Raw genomic sequence first — 19,377 nt, forward strand, 5'->3', positions numbered from 1 at the left:
AAGCAAGGTTCCGGCGAGAATCGGCGTTTTGCGGCCGGTCGCTTCGCCTTGTTTTCGTTGCGATATCGGCGGTCCGGCTGCATGATCCTGTTCTCAAAGATCCTTCCATCCCGGCGCCCGGATCGCGCCACCGGAATTTCCCAGCAAGCTGACGGTTAGCCATGGAAAAAAGCCTCGCCCGCTACATCTGGAAGAACACGCGGCTGCAGCAGCTGTGGATCCTGGCCGTCGTCGCCGCCTCGATGATCCCCTATTTCCTGTCCTTCGACCTGCCGAAGCAGATCGTCAACGGGCCGATCCAGGGCGACGGATTCGAAGGCCCCGGCGCAACGCAGAGGTTCATGCATATCGCCTACGACATTCCGCTGATCGGTCATGTCGAATTCTTTCAGGGCCTGCAGCTCAACCGCTTTCAGATGCTGATGGCTCTCAGCCTGGTTTTCCTGGCGCTGGTAGTGCTGAACGGCCTCTTCAAATTCTATATCAACACCTATAAGGGCCGGCTCGGCGAACGCATGCTGCGCCGCATCCGCTTCGAACTGATCGACCGGGTGCTGCGTTTCCCGCCCGCCCATTTCAAGCGGGTGAAATCCGCCGAAATCGCCACGATGATCAAGGATGAGGTGGAGCCGATGGGCGGCTTCACCGGCGACGCCTTCGTCTCGCCTGCCCTTCTCGGCGGCCAGGCGATCACGGCGCTTGCCTTCATCATCGTACAGAATTTCTGGCTCGGCATGATCGCCGCCGGCATCGTCGGCGTGCAGGCGGTCGTCATTCCCCGCATGCGCAAGCGCCTGCTGGAGCTCGGCCGCCAGCGGCAGCTGACGGCCCGCGAGCTTTCCGGCCGTGTCGGCGAAATCGTCGAGGGCATCGGCACGATCCACGGCAACGACACATCAAACCTCGAACGCGCCGACATCGCCTCGCGGCTCGGCCGGATCTTTTCGATCCGCTACGACCTTTACCAGTGGAAATTCCTGGTGAAGTTCATCAACAACTTCCTCGCCCAGGTCACGCCTTTCCTGTTCTACGCGATCGGCGGCTACCTCGCGCTGCAGGGCAGGCTCGACATCGGCCAGCTCGTCGCCGTCATCTCGGCCTACAAGGACCTGCCCGGCCCGCTGAAGGAGCTGATCGACTGGGACCAGATGCGCCAGGACGTGCAGGTGAAGTACCAGCAGGTCTACGAGCAATTCAACGTCGAGCCGCTGATCGACAGCCGCATCCAGGAACTCGCGACCGCCCCGGTCGGGGCGCTGACGAGCGCGCTCGTCGTCACCAACCTTTCGGTTTCCGACGACAGCGGCGCCCGCCTCGTCGACCACGTCTCCGTCGAGATCAAACCGAACGAGACGGTTGCGATCGTCGGCCCGAACGGCAGCGGCGCGGAAGCCTTCGCCGAGGCGCTCGGCCGCATGGTCTGGCCGGATTCCGGCCGCATCACCATCGACGGCCGCGACCATCTTGACCTGCCGGAATCGATCACCGGCCGGCGCATCTCCTATGCCTCGGCCGACACCTTCTTCTTCCATGGCACGCTCGCCAGCAATCTGCTCTACGGCCTCAAGCACGCGCCGATGACCGATGCCGTCTACGACGAGAAGGAAGCACAGGAGTATAAATGGCATTCCATCGAGGCGGTGAAGGCCGGCAATCCGACGCTCGACCTCAACAGCGACTGGGTGGATTACAAGGCGGCCGGCGCCAATGGGCCGGATGACCTCCTGAAAGCAATCCGGCCGGTGCTCGACGCCGTTCTGATTTCGCAGGATATCCTCGACCTGGCGCTGCGCTCGAACGTCAATACCGACGTGCACGTGGCGGTCAGTGACCATGTCGTGGCGCTGCGCGCCTCCTTGAGAGACCGGCTGCGCGACGAAGGTCTCGACGGCATCGTCGTGCCTTTCGATTTCGACGCCTACAACGCCCAGGCGACGGTTGGCGAGAACCTGCTCTTCGGCACGATGAAGCGGCCTCTGATGACCAATCGCAGGCTCGCCGCGCATCCCTATTTCCAGCAGCTTTTCCGCGAGACGGGCTTGAGCACCGATCTCTACGCCATGGGCCTCGAAATCGCCGAGAACGCGGTGGAACTCTTCCACGACCTGCCGCCGGACCATCCGTTCTTCCAGCAGCTGACCTTCATGACGGCGGACGATATTCCGACCTACCAGGCGCTGCTGCAGAAGCTGCAGAGCCGCCGCTTCGAGGACGCCACGCCAGAGGAACGCTCGGCCATCATCCGGCTGAGCTTCGCCTATATCGAGCCGCGCCACCGCTTCGGTCTGCTGACGAACGAGCTGATGGACAAGATCGTCAGCGCCCGCAAGCAGTTCCACGAGCATATTCCGGCCGATCTCTCCGAACTGATCGAGCGCTACGACGCCGAGCGTTTCACTCCCTCGGCAAGCCTGATGGACAACGTGCTCTTCGGCCGTATCGCCTACCAGCAGGCCGATGCCTCCGACCGTATCCGCGCCATCATGGGCGAGCTCTTCGACGCGCTCGACCTTTATGACGACGTGCTGGCGATCGGCCTCGAATTCGACGTCGGCTCCGGCGGCAAGCGGCTGACCATGGTGCAGCGGCAGAAGCTGAATCTCGCCCGCGCGCTGTTGAAGCGCTCGGACTATTTCATCTTCAACCGGCCGCTTTCGGCGCTCGATCAGCGTGTCCAGGATCAGATCACCCGCAACATCATCCAAGACCTGCACGAGGAAGGCCATCGGCCGGCGATCATCTGGGTGCTCACCAATGCACGGCTCGCCGAGATGTTCGACCGCATCCTGCTCTTCGACCGCGGCGGATTGGCGGAAGCCGGGAACTATCCGGAACTTTCCGAGAAAAACGGTATGTTCAAGGAACTGTTATCGTAATATTCTATTGGGGCGGCGGTAGTAGGCGTTCCCGGTGGAACGCCCTGGAATGTTGAAGGCGCCTGGTTCCACAGGGACCATGCGGCAGGGGGTTAGAAACGCTCATGCTGTTGAGAGACGAAGTCGAAATGCTGCGCCGGGTGCCGATCTTTTCGAGGATTGCACCAGCAAAGCTCAAGCTTTTGGCCTTCACCTCCGATCGCATGACCTACAAGGCCGGTCAGGATCTCTTTCATCAGGGCGACGTCGGCGACGCCGCCTATGTCATTCTCTCCGGCAGCGCCGATATCATCGTCTCCTCGCCGGCAGGCGAGATCAAGGTTGCCGACGTCGAGCTCAATTCCATCGTCGGCGAAATCGCCATCCTCTGCGATGTCTCACGCACGGCAACGGTGCGCGCCACCTCGCCGCTCGAAGTGCTGCGCATCAGCAAGGAGCACTTCCTGAAGCTGCTCAGCGACTTCCCCGAAATGGCGGTGGAAATCATGAGGGTGCTGGCCGATCGCCTGAACCACACCACAGCGGAGTTGACCGCGGCGCGCGCGGCAAAGCAGCCGCAGATGGCGCAGTAGAACGCATTCAGCGTTTCGGCGGCCATTTCTGCGCGCCATGAAGAAAGCGCAATATTTCCACTCTCTGTACTTTTCTGTCGATGCGGTAGATCAGCAAAAATGCGGTACGCGGAACAACCAGTTCTCGCGTTCCATCGAGACGACCGCCGCGTCCTGCCTCCGGATGATCAGCAAGCATTCTTACCTGATGTCGGATGACATCGTCCAATGCGATTGCAGCCTTGGGATTTTGGGTGAAGATGTGCCGGATCTGACCTTCCCGATCCAGAAGAGCCTGTGGCAGCCATTTGACGATCAAGCCTTATCTCCGGATTCCAACTGCGCGAGCAGTTCGGCTCGAATCTTGTCCATTCGCTCTTCGGCATCTTCTGCATTGATCCAGACCGTGTTCGGATCATCGGCTTCCCTGATCGCCTCTTCGACCTGATCGCGGAACCACTTGTCGTATTCCGCCGCCTCATGGGTACGACGCAGAGCTTCGGCTCGATCGGGCCGCGCGGCCGTTTCAGGCATGTAATCTCCGGCATCGACATCGAACTGCGCAATGCCGACATCCTTGAGATAAGAAACCAAAGTGTCGATGCGTTTGAACACCCGCACCTGCCGGCTGCGCTGGGCGGCGAGCGGGCGTTCGGCTTTGCCGTAGCGGATGACGACGGACCAGCCGCCGGCTTTGCCGACGACATGCGCAGCATCGACCGCTCCAGCTTCGACAAGACGGGAAAGGGTCGAATGATCGATAGTCTCGGCGGTCATGACATATCCTCGTTCAGGCCAACAATGATACGCAATTAATTATAGATTGCAATGCATTTAATTATTGTAATGGCATCTGGCGTGTGTACCCGTGTCCACATTCTATTCACACTGTTCCAACGCCTGCTGAAGGCCCGCGCCGCCGCGCGCAGATGGCGCCACAAGTCGGTCGGCCAATTGCGGATTTGGCTATCTGATGAGGGTGCGTAAGCGCTGTTCTTCATTTGCTCTCCGCCTGCGTCATTTAGCGGGAAACCAACGCTACACCCTCCACAAGTCCACGGCTGCTGCCGAATTCACACCGATTGGCTGCCCCTCACTCTAACCCTCTCCCCGTAAACGGGGCGAGGGGACGTGCCCTGCGAGAGGCTGATGGGGAACGGAGACGTTGCGGCTTGCCTCCTTCGCCCCGCGCGCGGGGAGAAGGTGCCGGCAGGCGGATGAGGGGCCGGCGTCTGGAGCGCAACCCGTGTCTACATTTCTATTCCCGCTGTTCCAGCGCCTTGCTGAAGGCGAGTGCCGCCAGCGTGCAGATGGCGCCGGAGAGCAGGTAGTAGCCGACGAAGGTCAGGCCGAAGCGGCTGGAGAGGCTGAGGGCCACCAGCGGCGCAAAGCCCGCGCCGACCAGCCAGGCAAGGTCCGAGGTGAAGGCAGCACCCGTGTAACGATAGCCGCGGCCGAAACGAGACGAGATCGAGCCCGTCGCCTGGCCGAAGGAAAGGCCGAGCACACCGAAGCCGATGATGACGAAGGCATCGTGACCGCTGTTGCCGGATGCAATCAGGATCGGGCCGACAAAGCTGAAGACGGCGATGATGACGGCACAGACGGCAAGCTGGGCGCGCCGGCCGATGCGGTCGGCGATCAGGCCCGATGTGATGATGGCGACGACGCCGACCATGGCGCCGATCACCTGCACCACCATGAAGGCTCCGATCGGCTGGTTGCCGTAAAGGCTCATCCAGCCGAGCGGGAAGATGGTGACGAGGTGGAACATGGCGAAGCTCGCGAGCGGCACGAAGGCGCCGATCAGGATGTCGCGGCCGTGAATGCGCAGCACGTCCAGGATCGGGGCCGCTTCAAGCTCGTGCTGCTCCAGCAGCGTGCCGAATTCCTTGGTCATGACGAGGCGCAAACGCGCAAACAACGCCACAACGTTGATCGCGAAGGCGACGAAGAACGGATAACGCCAGCCCCAGGAGAGGAAATCCTCACTCGAAAGATTGGCGACGAAATAACCGAACAGGATGCTTGCCAGCGCAAAGCCGATCGGCGCGCCGAGCTGCGGGATCATCGCATACCAGCCGCGGTGATTGGCCGGCGCATTGAGGGCGAGCAGCGAGGCAAGACCGTCCCAGGCGCCGCCGAGCGCGAAGCCCTGGCCGAGACGGAAGAGCGCCAGAAGCGCGATCGACCAGACGCCGATCTCGTTATAACCCGGCAGGAAGGCGATCGAGGCCGTGGAACCGCCGAGCAGGAAGAGCGCGATCGTCAGCTTCGTGCCGCGGCCATACATCCGGTCGATCGTCATGAAGACGACGGAGCCGACGGGGCGGGCCAGGAAGGCGAGCGAGAAGACCGCGAAGGAATAGAGCGTGGCCGTCAGCCTGTCGGGAGCGAAGGGGAAGACCAGCTGTGGAAAAACCAGGACCGAGGCAAGGCCATAGACGAAGAAATCGAAGAATTCCGACATGCGGCCGATCACCACGCCGACGGCGATGCTGCCCGGGGAAACCGGCTTGTCGTCGTGAATGCGCCGCGCGTCGCGTTCGAGCGACGACGATGACGGTCCGTAATGCGATGCTGTTGCCATGAAACGCCTCCTCGTTAAGGCGCTTCCGGCAAAGCGCCTCAAGCGTGATCTTGATCAAACCCGCAGGCTTATCAAGCCCGTAAGACGTAAATAGTTCATCATCACGGCTGAAAATGAGGCGCAGGAGAAGAATCGCGCCGCCGGCCGGCTATTTTTCCCGGGAAAGCTGGCTTGTCCGGCGCTTGCGGATATATTGATCGCAACGATCCCGCACCGCGAAGAATCCTTTCTGTTTTCATCAGGATTTCAAAGCGGTAGCCTAAATGATTTCTGCCGCACTGCGGCATACATGCTGCACTGCGACCTTCCGCCTCATGTCGCTATCGGGTTCAGTGCTTTAGTCGCGAACCAAACGAAACAACAAGAGCTTAGAGACGTGCCAAAACTCGTGAAGTTTTCCCGCCTTCTATCCGTCTTGCCGCTGCTTTTCCTGGCAGGATGCAACATGGTGGTCATGGCGCCTTCCGGCGACATCGCCGCGCAGCAGCGCGATCTCATCCTCGTCTCGACGGTACTGATGCTGATCATCATCATACCAGTGATCTTCCTGACACTGCTTTTCGCCTGGCGCTACCGCCGTTCCAACACGGCCGCGACTTACGACCCGGAATGGCACCATTCGACCCGCCTCGAAATCGTCATCTGGTCCGCACCGCTCGCCATCATCATTGCGCTCGGCGCCGTCACCTGGATTTCCACGCATAAACTCGATCCCTACCGTCCCCTCGACCGTCTCGATGCGGAGCGCGCCATTCCGGCCGATACCAAGCCGCTGACCGTCGAGGTCGTGGCGCTCGACTGGAAGTGGCTGTTCTTCTATCCCGAGCTCGGCATTGCCACCGTCAACGAACTTGCTGCCCCGGTCGACATGCCGATCAACTTCAAGATCACCGCCTCCTCTGTGATGAACTCCTTCTACATCCCTGCCCTTGCCGGCCAGATCTATGCCATGCCCGGCATGGAGACCAAGCTGCACGCCGTCATCAACCGGGAAGGCGAATATGAAGGCTTTTCCGCCAATTACAGCGGCGCCGGTTTCTCGCATATGCGCTTCAAGTTCCACGGCCTCAATCAAGAAGGCTTTGACGCCTGGGTGGCTCGGGTCAAGCAGCAGGGCACGATGCTCAACCGTGACGCCTATCTGAAGCTTGAAAAGCCCAGCGAAAAAGAGCCGGTACGCTACTATGCCAGCGCCGATGCGGATCTTTACAACGCCATCCTCAATATGTGCGCCACGCCGGGCAAGATGTGCATGAACGAGATGATGCACATCGACATGATGGGCGGCGGCGGCAAGGAAAGCGCGGAGAATCGCGAGAAGCTGCAATACGACAATCGCCATGCCGACGAAGGCATCGTGGCGCCGGCTGCCACCGTGCCGGCAACGGGTGCTCCGGCACGCAGCGAGCCGGCCAGAAGCACCGATGGCAACAGCATGCAGCACGACATGCCCGGCATGCACAGCACGCCCGGAATGGACATGCAGCATGATGGCCATTCCATGCCCGGCATGAGCAATGGTGCCGATCCTGCGCCGGCGCAGCTCAACAATAACAATTAACCTGGCGCTTTGCGTCGCAAGACATAATGAACGGGTTGTTCCATGTTTTCCAATCCTGACCTCCTGAAGTTCATCTTCGGCCGGTTGACCCTCGATGCCATCCCCTATCACGAGCCGATTCTGGTCGTGACCTTCATCGGCGTCGTCATCGGCGGCCTCGCCGTGCTTGGCGCCATCACCTATTTCAAGTTCTGGGGTCCGCTCTGGCACGACTGGATCTGCAGCGTCGATCACAAGAAGATCGGCATCATGTATGTGATCCTGGCCGTCATCATGCTGCTGCGCGGTTTTTCCGATGCCATCCTGATGCGCGTCCAGCAGGCGATCGCCTTCAACGGCAATGAGGGCCCGCTGCCGCCGCATCATTACGACCAGATCTTCACCGCCCACGGCGTCATCATGATCTTCTTCGTGGCGATGCCCTTCGTCACCGGCCTGATGAACTTCGTGGTGCCGCTGCAGATCGGCGCGCGCGACGTCTCCTTCCCCTTCCTCAACAACTTCTCCTTCTGGATGACCACCGCCGGCGCGATCGTCATCATGCTGTCGCTCTTCATCGGCGAATTCGCGCAGACGGGCTGGCTCGCCTACCCGCCGCTGTCGGGCGCCGCCTACAGTCCGGGCGTCGGCGTCGACTATTATATCTGGGGCCTGCAGGTCGCCGGTGTCGGAACGACGCTTTCGGGCATCAACCTGATCGCCACCATCGTCAAGATGCGCGCCCCCGGCATGACCTTCATGAAGATGCCGGTCTTCACCTGGACGGCGCTCTGCACCAACGTGCTGATCGTCGCCTCCTTCCCGATCCTGACGGCAACGCTCGTGCTGTTGTCGCTCGACCGCTATGCCGGGACCAACTTCTTTACCAACGACCTCGGCGGCAATCCGATGATGTACATCAACCTCATCTGGATCTGGGGCCATCCGGAGGTCTACATCCTCGTGCTGCCGGCCTTCGGCATCTTCTCGGAAGTCGTCGCCACCTTCTCCGGCAAACGCCTGTTCGGCTACGCCTCCATGGTCTACGCGACCTGCGTGATCATGATCCTGTCCTACATCGTCTGGCTGCACCACTTCTTCACGATGGGCTCGGGCGCCAGCGTCAACTCGTTCTTCGGCATCACCACGATGATCATCTCCATCCCGACAGGGGCGAAGATATTCAACTGGCTCTTCACCATGTATCGCGGCCGCATCCGCTACGAGGTGCCGATGCTGTGGACGGTCGGCTTCATGGTGACCTTCGTCATCGGCGGCATGACGGGCGTCATGCTTGCCGTGCCGCCGGCCGACTTCGTGCTGCACAATTCGCTGTTCCTCATCGCCCATTTCCACAACGTCATCATCGGCGGCGTTCTCTTCGGCATGTTCGCCGGCGTGAACTACTGGTTCCCCAAGGCATTCGGCTTCAAGCTCGATCCCTTCTGGGGCAAGATGAGCTTCTGGTTCTGGCAGATCGGTTTCTGGTTCGCCTTCATGCCGCTCTACGTGCTCGGCCTGATGGGCGTCACCCGCCGCATGAGCCAGTTCGAGGATCCGTCGCTGCAGATCTGGTTCATCATCGCCGCCTTCGGCGTCGGCCTGATCGCGCTCGGCATCGCCAGCTTCCTGATCCAGATCGTCGTCAGCTTCATGAAGCGCGAGGAACTGCGCGACGACAGCGGCGATCCGTGGGACGGCCGCACGCTGGAATGGTCGACCTCCTCGCCGCCGCCGGACTACAACTTCGCCTTCACGCCCGTCGTGCACGATCATGACAGCTGGTACGACATGAAGAAGCGCGGCTACGAGCGTCCGCTCGGCGGTTTCAAGCCGATCCACATGCCTAGGAATACCGGCGCCGGCGCGATCCTGTCGGCCATCAGCGTCGCACTCGCCTTCGGCCTGATCTGGTATATGTGGTGGCTGGTCGTCGTCTCCTTCGTCGCCCTGATCGCCGTGGCGATCGGCCATACCTTCAACTACAGGCGCGACTTCTACATCCCCGCCGAAGAAGTCACGGAAACGGAAGGCAAGCGCACGACGCTGCTTGCCGAGCAGGTGTAATGACCATGAGCGATCACACTGTCGACACGGCCGAAAAGCCTGAATTCTACCTGACGGAAGATCATCATCCGGAGAACAGCACCAATCTCGGCTTCTGGCTCTATCTGATGAGCGACTGCCTGATCTTCGCGGTGCTGTTTGCGACGCATGGCGTGCTCGGCCGCAATTATGCCGCCGGCCCGTCGCCGGCCGATCTCTTCGATCTGCCGATCGTCGCCCTCAACACGTCGATGCTGCTGTTCTCATCGATCACCTATGGCTTCGCCATGCTGCAGATGGAGCGGAACGCGAAGGCGGAAACGCTGTTCTGGCTCGCCGTGACCGGGTTGTTCGGCGCAGCCTTCATCGGGCTCGAACTCTACGAGTTCATCCACCTGATCCACGAGGGCGCCGGGCCGACGCGCAGCGCCTTCCTCTCCTCCTTCTTCACGCTCGTCGGCACCCACGGGCTGCACGTCACCTTCGGCATCATCTGGCTGATCACGCTGATGGTGCAGGTGTCGATGCACGGGCTGATCGAAGCCAACCGCCGCCGCCTGATGTGCCTTTCGATGTTCTGGCACTTCCTCGACGTCGTCTGGATCGGCGTCTTTTCCTTCGTCTATCTCCTGGGAGTTCTCGGATGAGTTCGCAAGCCCCCGCACATGAGGATGCCCACGAGGCTCACCACGGCCACAGCCACGGTCATCAGGCCGGCCACGGCACGTTCAAAAGCTACATGACGGGCTTCGTGCTCTCCGTCATCCTCACCGCCATCCCCTTCTGGCTTGTCATGTCAGGCGTCGTCGCCAGCCCGGCTTTGACCGCGGTGCTGGTGATGGGTCTGGGCGCGATCCAGATCGTCGTCCATATGGTGTTCTTCCTGCACATGAATCCCAGGAGCGAGGGCGGCTGGACGATGATGGCGCTGATCTTCACGATCATCATCGTCGCGATTGCGCTCTCCGGCTCCCTCTGGGTCATGCATCATCTCAACACCAATATGATGCCGATGAGCCCCGAGATGATGAAGAACATGCCGTGATTGTGAAAAAAGGGCGGCGGCAACGCCGCCCTCGGCGGTTCCCATGAACAAGGCTTTCTCGGAAAAATCGGAAAGACGGCGTTCGCCGGCAAAGGTCGCGATGTTCTGCCTCTGCCTGGCGCTGCTGGCAGCGGCCCTCGCCGCACTCGGCACCTGGCAGGTGCAGCGCCTCGCCTGGAAACGCGACCTCATCGCGCGCGTCGACGAGCGGGTGCATGCGGCACCCGTGCCGGCCCCCGCCCCCACCGACTGGAACAAGATCAATGCCGCCGACGATGAATATCGGCGGGTGACGGCAACTGGCACTCTGGCAAACGACAGGGAGACGCTGGTCTATGCGTCCACGATGCTCGGCCCGGGCTATTGGGTGATGACGCCGCTGATGCTTGCCGATGGGGCAACCGTTCTCGTCAACCGCGGCTTCGTTCCGAGCGACAAGCGCGATCCGGCTTCGCGCCGCGAGGGCGAACTGTCGGGCCCCGTCGAGATCACCGGGCTCATGCGGATGACGGAGCCGAAGGGATCGCTGCTGCAATCCAACGACACCGCCGCCGACCGCTGGTATTCGCGCGATGTCGCCGCAATCGCTGAGAAACGCGGCATCGGTGCGGTCGCGCCCTATTTCATCGATGCGGATGCCACGCCCAATCCCGGCGGCCTGCCGGTCGGCGGCCTCACCGTCATCCATTTCCCGAACAACCATCTCGTCTATGCGATCACTTGGTATGGGCTGGCGGCGATGGTGCTGGCATTGTTGGCGTTCATTCTTCGCGGCGAGATCGGAAGAGACCGCCGAGCGTAGTTCCTGGCACCCGCCGTCGTTTTGCACTCGTGCGGACGCTCCGGCAAGCAGCAGCAGTTGCGCGCGCACCGGATTAATCTCTTGTAAAGCGATGTCCGATACTGCTTGCCTGAAGAGAACATATTGAAGCTGCACATGAGCCGGCCGGATTACATCCCCAGTCTCGATGGTCTGCGCGGTATCGCCGCGCTTCTGGTCGTGCAAGCGCACATCGGGCTCATCTTTCCCAATACAGCCTTGCATTCCATGACCATGGGCAGCGAAGCCGTCGGCTTGTTCTTTGCCCTCAGCGGCTTTCTGATGGCTCATCTCTACGGCTCGCGGCCGTTGACCAGAGAAACCGTCCTGGATTTTCTCGTGAGCCGCTTTGCCCGGATCTATCCGGTCTATCTGGTTGCCGTCCTGCTCGTGGCGATGCTGTCGAGCATCCAAGATCTCAATTTCGTTCAGCCGATCATCGGCGGCACGGACTTTCTCCGCCATGTCTTTCTTCTGGGCTCGAGCGGCGTTTTCTGGTCAATTCCGCCCGAAATTCAATTCTATCTGTTCTTCCCGATCCTTTGGCTCTGCTTAGCCCGCCCGCACCGCCACAGCGGCGTGATCGTAGGCTTGACGGTGTTCGTCATGGTGGATGGCCTGCTCGGATTGCCGGGGCCCGGGATAATGCTCGTTTCCAAGCTCCCCTACTTCCTGTTCGGCGCCCTTGCCGGGGCGATGCATTCCTACTGGGATAAATGGACGCCATCCGCCCTCACGGGAGCTTTCACGCTCTTCCTTCTGGCGGTGTTCTTCACGTACAGGAATATCTTGCCGGGTTTCTCGCCTGAGTTTTGGAGCCTGCAAAGCGCGGCCGCCGCAGCCGTCATTGTGGCGCTCGTCGCTCGACAACCTCCCATCGCAGCCCATGTCCTGGCATCTGCACCCGTACGGTTCCTGGGGACGATCAGCTTCTCGCTCTATCTTTTCCACGTCCCCATAATGTTCCTTGTACGCCGGGCCTTGGAGGCCCTGATGCCGGAACCGGCGCTCATCCTGGTGGCGCTTTTCGTTGCGGCAGCAGGAGCATGGTTCATTCATGAGACGATAGAAGTTCCGAGCCGACGCCTGCTCGTCGGGTTGTGGCAGCATCATCGGTGGCGCATCCCCTCGCGCGAAACTCCGGCGGAGACGATCGAACGGGCGATCCTTGACCTGCATGAGACTGAAAAGCGCCTCTTGGACGGCGCAGCTTCAGCCTCGGCGGGTGAACCGCCAATTCCGACGGAGGCAGAACTCCGGGAGCGAGCCGAACACTCGATCATCCAGGATAATGGCGACGAGAAGCTTCGCGCCTAAAGCTTCCGGCGCAGGCACTCGACAACACTCGCTGGACCAGTTCGCGTCCGAGAATTGAGCGCCGCCAGCCGGACGCCTAAAGCGTGTCGCGATCTTTCAGATTCGCTTGCCACGCTTTAAGTCTTTGGTTTGCGCATGTCTTTGGCGCAAAACCGCTGCACACTTTTGCGCGACATGCTCTAACAAGCGACCCGGCTGATCGCTTCGGCGAGCTGTGCCTGCGAGAAAGGCTTGCCGAGCCGGGGCAGATTGGCCATGCCGGACCCCTCTGGCAACTCTGCGTAACCGGTTGCAAGGATGATCGGCATCTCAGGCCATTCGGTGCGGATCGCCCGGGCAAGCTGCGCGCCGGTCATGCGCGGCATGGCATGGTCGCAGATCACCAGATCGACCGGCTCCTTGCGCAGGATGTCGAGCGCCTCTGATCCGGCCATTGCTTCGAGCACGGTATGGCCGAGATCCTCCAGCATTAGCGTCGTATTCATCAGCACCAGACCGTCGTCATCGACGGCGAGGACGCGCAGGCCCGGCGGCGCGTTTTTTGCGCGTTGCGGCAGCGGCGCCGCTGCCTCGGCCGCCTGTTTGGCAACGACGACCGGGAACCACAATTCGGCCGTCGTGCCTTCGCCGGGCGTGCTCTCCAGGAAGAGGCAACCGCCGGATTGGGTCGCAAGGCCCTGCACCATGGAAAGGCCGAGACCGGTGCCCTTGCCGACGCCCTTGGTGGTGAAGAAGGGAGTGACGGCCTGTTCCAGCGTCCTGGCATCCATGCCCTCGCCCTCATCGACCACTGCGATCCGGACGTAGCGGCCGGGCGACAGACGGCCCTTGCCTGACGGCACCACTTCCTCGGCAGCGCGAAGCACGATTCTGCCGCCGGACGGCATGGCATCGCGAGCATTGACGACGAGGTTCAGGATCGCCATTTCCAGCTGGTTCGGATCGGTAAGGATCGTCGGCAGCCTGACGGGGAAGAACGTATCGATCATGGTGAGGGGACCGAGCGAACGGCTCAGCATATCCATCATGCCGCGGACCAGGCCGGAAACGTCGATCGGCTCCACATGCAGTTCCTGCCGGCGGGAGAAGGCAAGCATGCGCTGCGTCAGCGCCGCTCCGCGCTGAGCGCCCTGCATGGCATTGTCGACCAGCGATGTCAGCGAGAGATCCTGCGGCATGCGCTTCTTGAGGATTTCGAGACTGCCGAGCACGGCCATCAGCAGATTGTTGAAGTCATGGGCGATGCCGCCGGTCAGTTGCCCGATTGCCTCCATTTTCTGCGACTGGAACAACTCCTCGCGGGCCTGCTCCAATGCCCGCTGGGTTTCCATCTTCTCGGTGATATCGCGGGTGATCTTGGCGAAACCGAGCACCTGGCCATCGTCGTCACGGATGACGTCGATGACGACGCTGGCCCAGAAACGGGTGCCGTCCTTGCGAACACGCCAGCCTTCCCTTTCGAACCGGCCTTCGGCGCGCGCGGCGCTAAGCGCGGTTTCAGGCACGCCGGCTGCCCGGTCCTCGGGAGTATAAAAGGTCGAGAAGTGCCGGCCGATGATTTCTTCGGGCCGATAACCCTTGATGCGCTCGGCGCCGAAATTCCAGCTGCTGACATTGCCCTCGGGGTCGAGCATGTAGATCGCGTAATCCGAAACGCCCTGGATGAGCCGGCGGAACTGTTCCTCGCTCTGGCGGATCGCGTTTTCGGCTGCCCGGCGTTCGGTCAGGTCGCGGGTGATCTTGGCATAGCCGATGAGTTCCCCGGAGGGATGGCGGATCGGGTCGATGATCACATGAGCCCAGAAGCGGCTGCCATCCTTGCGCTGGCGCCAGCCCTCCCCTTCGAACCGGCCGGTCTTGGCCGCCGTGGCGAGCGCTCGCTCAGGAATTCCCGCGGCTCGATCCTCTTCCAGATAGAAGCGGGAGAAATGGTGGCCGAGAATTTCGGAAGGCTTGTAGCCCTTGAAGCGTTGCGCGCCGGTATTCCAGCTCGTTACGATGCCTTCGGGGCTGAGCATATAGATGGCGTAGTCGGTGATGGCATCGACCAAAAGGCGAAAGCGTCCCTCTTCGGTAAGAGACGTATCATGTCGATCCAGCACTTCCATCTGCCCCTCTGCGTTACCAGCGCACATAACGCAGCCGCAGGCGAATGGTTCCGGACCCTCCTCAAATTTTCAGACGGCCTTGACCTGCGGATAGAACCGTTCGGCGACACGCTCGGCCGCGGCATAGGCCTGCGAGACGATTTCGGGCACGAGATCGATATCGGGCAGGCTGCCGAGGCCGAGGGGGCCGACGGCAAAGAGACCGGCGACCGTCGAGCCATCGTCGAGAAAAGGCTCGCCGCGCGCATTGACCGCAAGGCCGAGCGAGAGTTCGTCCGGCATGGCGAGTCCGGCGGAAAGCAGGCTCTGCACCAGCGGCGCGGAAAGATCGGGCGCCTGACAGCGGCAGTCGATGATGCGCTCGGCATGAATGACCTCTTCAGCGGATGAGCCGGCCGGCGTGAAGAACAGGCCGCTCAATCCCTGGCGGCCGACGCGGCCGCGGCGCAGCACCGTACGGCCTTCGGCCAGCTCGCGTTTCAGGCGCAGGTGCATGGCCTCCGGCAGGCGATTGCGGTGGCTGTCGTAGATTGCCCTCAGATGCCGGTTGAACTGGTGCTTGTCGCGCGCCGGCAGCGAGCGCCAGAGCGAGCGGGCATGTTTCCTCAAGCCGTTCATCACCGATTGCCAGCTTCGGCCCTGTTCTTCCGCCTCGCGACAGGCCTGGCGGATGAAGCGCACGATCTCGGGCAGGCTCTGGGGCAGCGCTTCAGCCGGGAAGACCGGATCGGCGGAATTCGGCGTATGGCTCTGCGGCAGGAAGCCGCGCCGGGAAATGATCGTCACCTGGCCGTCATAACCGGAATCGCGCAGCTGCAGCAACTGGTCGACGACGCGGATGCCGCTGCCGAGCAGCACCGTATGCGGCCGGGCGACGAGGCGCTGAGCCCTGATCGGCGAGGCTTCCTGCGCGCCGGCATCGGCCTGTGCCAGACCATAACCGGTAGCGAGGATGACGGTATCGAACAGCGGGTTGGCGGGATTGGCGCTTTCAAGCAGGAAGCGGTTACCGTGGCTCCTGCGGATCGCCACGACAGGATCGGTACACACCTGGACGGTAATGTCCTTGCGGGCGGCGAGCGCTTCCGAAAAGCGCTGGTAGACGTAGTCGCTGAAAATCTCCTTCGGCACGAAGATCTGCCGAAAGCCCGGAATGGCGGCCGGCACGGCGGCGCGGAAGGCGGCGTTGCTGCAGAGCCAGTCGTTGAAATCGTCATTGTCGCCGAGCGACACCGAAAGATCGCGCACACGGGTATTGAGGATCGTAGAGGAGCGGACCGAGGCCAGCGCCTGACCGCCGCTCACCGACGAATGCGGATCGAACAGCTGCAGGTGGAAAGGCGTGCGCACCGTCTTCATCAGCGCAATCGCCGTCATCATTCCGGAAAAGCCCCGCCCGACGATCGCAATGCGCGGTACGGCCGAAATTTGCGCCGCCGCATTGGCTCTCGCGGAAAAAAGTCCCTGAACCGTCATCGCAACTCCTTTGCGGTTTCAGCCGCACCGTCTGTCGATCGAGGTTTCAACGCATAAAGCGATCACGCGTTGTTGAGGTTCATACGGCCATTCACAAACACCGCCGCAGGATTGGGTCCGGCCAGCGGCCCGCAAAAGAGATAAAAGGGCGATCATGCTCACCCATAGTCTATTAAACTAGTCGTGTATGAAAGCCCCAAAAGCCTGATGTGGCAAGAGGGTTTACGGCACCGCCCCATAACTAATTGAAATAAAAAGATATTAACTACCGAAGCGACTTTCTCCGGTCAGCCGCCTTCGCCAGGATACTGCTTCGCCTGCAAAAGACCCGCCAAATGCGCCGCGTTGCGCGCCAACATATCGACCGATGTCGTCACCTGCTTCGGCACCTTGTCGAGATCGACGAAATTGGTGGACCCCATCGCCTCGCCGACCCAATAGGCGACGGCATTGGCGGGGATGGTGAAGCCGACATCGCTCAGCGCCTGATAGAGTTCGGCCGATACGTGATGGGCGCCGTCCTCATTGCCGACGACGGCGACGGCCGCGACCCTGCCGTAGGAAACCATGCGGCCCTGATCATCCGTCTCCTCGAGGAAGGCGTCCATGCGCTCCAGCGCCCGCTTGCAGACGCTGGAGGGCTGGCCGAGCCAGATCGGCGTCGCCATGAGCAGAATATCGGCGTCCAGCAGCTTCGCGCGGATCGCGGGCCAGTCATCGCCGTCGCCTTCGTCCGAAGTGACGCCCGGCTTGATGTTGAAATCGGCAAGGCGGATCACTTCGGTCGTGATGCCATGCGCCGACATTGCCTTGTCGATGAGGCCGATCATCCGCTCGGTCGAAGATGCATCCTTGGCGTTGCTAGCCTTCAGCGTGGCGTTGAGAGCGAGGGCTTTCAGCGGCATGTGTCTCTCCCGGTAACGGTTGCTGAAAAGGGTTGCCTGCTGCAGCCCGCCCGCGGGCTGATTGTTCCCGCCGGCATATGGGAGGCCTCACGCAAAAATAACCAGATGGTGAATTCTTTACTTGAACGGCCAAATGGAATCGGCAAAAGTGACGGTGCTATCAATCCCTTCATGGATTTGCCGTCTTTCCGGGCCAGCGTCCGACCACACATCTATTGGAAAAAATACCGTGAGCAGCGATGCGTCCATACGCGCGGCGAAGCCTTCGGCTTCGATGGCGCTTGCAACCGCGGCAGGGTGGGGCAAGGGCCTCTACACACTGTTCCGCATCACCGTCATGGCCTTCCGTCACCCTTGGCAAGCCGGGCTTGCCATCGGCGCCACCTTGATCGCCTCCACCTTCCAGCTTCTGATCCCCCGTCTTCTCGGCCAGGCCGTCGATCATACGCAGGTGGCGCTTCACGGCGGCACGATCGGGCAGCAGGCACAGGACGCGCTGCTGACGACGGCGCTGCTTCTGCTCGGCGCCAGCGTGCTGCGCGGCATTTTCACCATGGTGCAGAACTATTTCAGTGAATCCGTCGGCCATCACATGGGCTACGAGCTGCGTCTGGCCTGCTACGAAAAGATCCAGCGCCTCTCCTTCAGTTTTCATGACACCGTGCACTCCGGCGACCTGATCACCATCGGCCTGCTCGACCTGGAAGGCGTGCGCATGTACTTCTCGACGGCGCTCGTGCGTGTCTTCCTGCTTTCGATGCTGATCGGCATCGGGGCTTACATGCTGCTGTCGACGGACGTGGTGCTCGGCCTGCTGGCCCTTTCCTTCGTCCCCTTCGTAGGCTGGCGCTCGTCCGTCACCCAGCTTCGCCTGCGCGCCACCTGGCTGGACCTGCAGCAACGGCTTTCGGTGCTGACCCGCATCATGGAAGAAAATCTCGGCGGCATCCGCGTCGTGCGCGCTTTCGCGGCGCAGGAGCACGAACTCTCGAAATTCGAGAAAGCGTCGAAGAATGCACTGGAGCTTGCCCATCAGCGCGTCGGCATCCGCGTCACCAATACCAGCGCCATGACCTTCTCTTTCTTCGCAGCCATGGGTCTCGTGCTGTGGGTCGGCGGCGGCAAGGTGCTCTCAGGCGAGATCACCGTCGGTACGCTCGCTTCCTTCCTCACCTTCATGACCATCCTGCAGATGCCGGTGCGCCAGCTCGGCCTGATGGTCAACGCCTTCGCGCGCGCCTCGACCTGCGGAACGCGCCTCTTCGATCTTCTCGACCTGGAGATCGCCGTGCGCGATGCGCCGGATGCCAGGGAGCTTGATGTCACCGATGGCACCCTGCGCTTCGAGAATGTCAGCTTCGCCTATCCGGCCTCGCCGATGCATGAGGTGCTGCACGACGTAAGCTTCGAGGCGAAGCGCGGCGAAACGATCGGCATCGTCGGCCCGCCCGGCAGCGGCAAGTCGACGCTGGCGCATCTGATCCCGCGCTTCTACGACGCGACCGGCGGCAAGATCACCATCGACGGGCAGGATATCCGCAAGGCGACGCTGCAGTCGCTGCGCCGCGCCGTCGCCGTCGTGCAGCAGGATTCCTTCCTCTTCACCACGACGATCGAAAACAATATCGCCTATGGCGACCCCTGGGCCAAGGAAAGCCGCATCGAGCGCGCCAGCGAAAGCGCGCAGCTCCACAACTATGTCCTCGGCCTCCCCACAGGCTACGGCACCGTTGTCGGCGAGCGCGGCGTCTCGCTTTCGGGCGGCCAGCGCCAGAGGCTTTCGATCGCGCGTGCGCTGATGCTCAAACCCGCAGTGATGGTGTTCGACGATTCGACGGCGGCAATCGACGCAGCCACGGAGCAGCGCATCCGCAGCGCGATGCGCCGCTATGCCGCCGACCGCGTCACCATCATCGTCGCCCATCGCCTGAGTTCGCTGATGCATGCCGACAGGATCTTCTTCATCGAGGACGGCCGCATCGTCGAACAGGGCACGCATGACGAGCTGCTTTCGCTCGGCGGGCGATACAAGGCGCTTTACGATTTGCAGGTGCGGCCGGGCGACGAGCTTTGAGCGCGTAAGAAACCGGCGCTGGAGGAAAC

The 19,377-nt window shown here is 61.6% G+C and carries 15 protein-coding genes; 9 read left to right on the forward strand and 6 right to left on the reverse strand.

Features of this window, described 5'->3' with window-relative positions; all coding sequences use genetic code 11:
• Positions 1-161: 161 nt before the first annotated feature.
• Positions 162-2,876, forward strand: coding sequence for an ABC transporter ATP-binding protein (locus ATY78_RS17195; RefSeq protein WP_088683521.1), 2,715 nt, complete (start codon positions 162-164; stop codon positions 2,874-2,876).
• A gap of 104 nt (positions 2,877-2,980) precedes the next feature.
• Positions 2,981-3,448: a cyclic nucleotide-binding domain-containing protein gene (locus tag ATY78_RS17200; RefSeq protein WP_004679746.1), complete on the forward strand. Its 468-nt coding sequence runs from the start codon at positions 2,981-2,983 to the stop codon at positions 3,446-3,448.
• A gap of 7 nt (positions 3,449-3,455) precedes the next feature.
• Here the strand turns inward: ATY78_RS17200 and ATY78_RS17205 are convergent, their stop codons facing one another.
• The 3 genes from ATY78_RS17205 to ATY78_RS17215 form a co-directional block, all read right to left on the reverse strand.
• Positions 3,456-3,746 (reverse strand): type II toxin-antitoxin system RelE/ParE family toxin, encoded by a 291-nt coding sequence (locus ATY78_RS17205; protein WP_088683522.1) that lies wholly within the window; start codon positions 3,744-3,746, stop codon positions 3,456-3,458.
• Positions 3,743-4,204: a hypothetical protein gene (locus ATY78_RS17210; RefSeq protein ID WP_088683523.1), complete on the reverse strand. Its 462-nt coding sequence runs from the start codon at positions 4,202-4,204 to the stop codon at positions 3,743-3,745. The genes ATY78_RS17205 and ATY78_RS17210 overlap by 4 nt, the downstream gene beginning before the upstream one ends.
• Positions 4,205-4,685: 481 nt before the next feature.
• Complete coding sequence (locus ATY78_RS17215) at positions 4,686-6,017, reverse strand: MFS transporter (RefSeq protein ID WP_088683524.1); 1,332 nt, start codon at positions 6,015-6,017, stop codon at positions 4,686-4,688.
• Positions 6,018-6,393: 376 nt separating this feature from the next.
• On the opposite strand from ATY78_RS17215, the gene cyoA reads away from it, so the two are divergent.
• The 6 genes from cyoA (at position 6,394) to ATY78_RS17245 (ending at position 12,785) form a co-directional block, all read left to right on the forward strand.
• A complete protein-coding gene (cyoA, locus tag ATY78_RS17220) occupies positions 6,394-7,578 on the forward strand; it encodes a ubiquinol oxidase subunit II (RefSeq protein ID WP_088683525.1) in 1,185 nt (394 codons plus the stop codon).
• Between the two features lie 42 nt (positions 7,579-7,620).
• A complete protein-coding gene (gene cyoB / locus ATY78_RS17225; RefSeq protein ID WP_088683526.1) occupies positions 7,621-9,624 on the forward strand; it encodes a cytochrome o ubiquinol oxidase subunit I in 2,004 nt (667 codons plus the stop codon).
• Positions 9,625-9,629: 5 nt separating this feature from the next.
• Positions 9,630-10,250: a cytochrome o ubiquinol oxidase subunit III gene (gene cyoC / locus ATY78_RS17230; protein ID WP_088683777.1), complete on the forward strand. Its 621-nt coding sequence runs from the start codon at positions 9,630-9,632 to the stop codon at positions 10,248-10,250.
• Positions 10,247-10,648, forward strand: a complete 402-nt coding sequence (cyoD, locus tag ATY78_RS17235; RefSeq protein ID WP_088683527.1) for a cytochrome o ubiquinol oxidase subunit IV — start codon at positions 10,247-10,249, stop codon at positions 10,646-10,648. The genes cyoC and cyoD overlap by 4 nt, the downstream gene beginning before the upstream one ends.
• Positions 10,649-10,691: 43 nt before the next feature.
• The gene (locus ATY78_RS17240) at positions 10,692-11,450 is read left to right on the forward strand and encodes an SURF1 family protein (RefSeq protein WP_088683528.1); all 759 of its coding nucleotides are present in this window, start codon (positions 10,692-10,694) and stop codon (positions 11,448-11,450) included.
• 135 nt (positions 11,451-11,585) lie between these two features.
• Positions 11,586-12,785, forward strand: a complete 1,200-nt coding sequence (locus ATY78_RS17245) for an acyltransferase (protein ID WP_088683778.1) — start codon at positions 11,586-11,588, stop codon at positions 12,783-12,785.
• A 179-nt stretch (positions 12,786-12,964) separates the two neighbouring features.
• Here the strand turns inward: ATY78_RS17245 and ATY78_RS17250 are convergent, their stop codons facing one another.
• From ATY78_RS17250 to ATY78_RS17260, 3 genes are all read right to left on the reverse strand, one after another.
• Entirely contained in the window at positions 12,965-14,893 is a 1,929-nt protein-coding gene (locus tag ATY78_RS17250) for a PAS domain-containing sensor histidine kinase (RefSeq protein ID WP_088683529.1), read from the reverse strand.
• Between the two features lie 69 nt (positions 14,894-14,962).
• Complete coding sequence (locus ATY78_RS17255) at positions 14,963-16,369, reverse strand: FAD/NAD(P)-binding protein (RefSeq protein WP_088683530.1); 1,407 nt, start codon at positions 16,367-16,369, stop codon at positions 14,963-14,965.
• Positions 16,370-16,656: 287 nt separating this feature from the next.
• Positions 16,657-17,274 carry an NAD(P)H-dependent oxidoreductase gene (locus ATY78_RS17260; protein WP_088683531.1) on the reverse strand — a complete coding sequence of 206 codons (618 nt, stop codon included), beginning with the start codon at positions 17,272-17,274 and terminating at the stop codon, positions 16,657-16,659.
• Positions 17,275-17,395: 121 nt separating this feature from the next.
• On the opposite strand from ATY78_RS17260, the gene ATY78_RS17265 reads away from it, so the two are divergent.
• Complete coding sequence (locus ATY78_RS17265) at positions 17,396-19,348, forward strand: ABC transporter ATP-binding protein (protein ID WP_190237481.1); 1,953 nt, start codon at positions 17,396-17,398, stop codon at positions 19,346-19,348.
• Positions 19,349-19,377: the final 29 nt, after the last annotated feature.

This window comes from Rhizobium sp. R635, assembly GCF_002211285.1.
GTDB lineage: Bacteria > Pseudomonadota > Alphaproteobacteria > Rhizobiales > Rhizobiaceae > Rhizobium.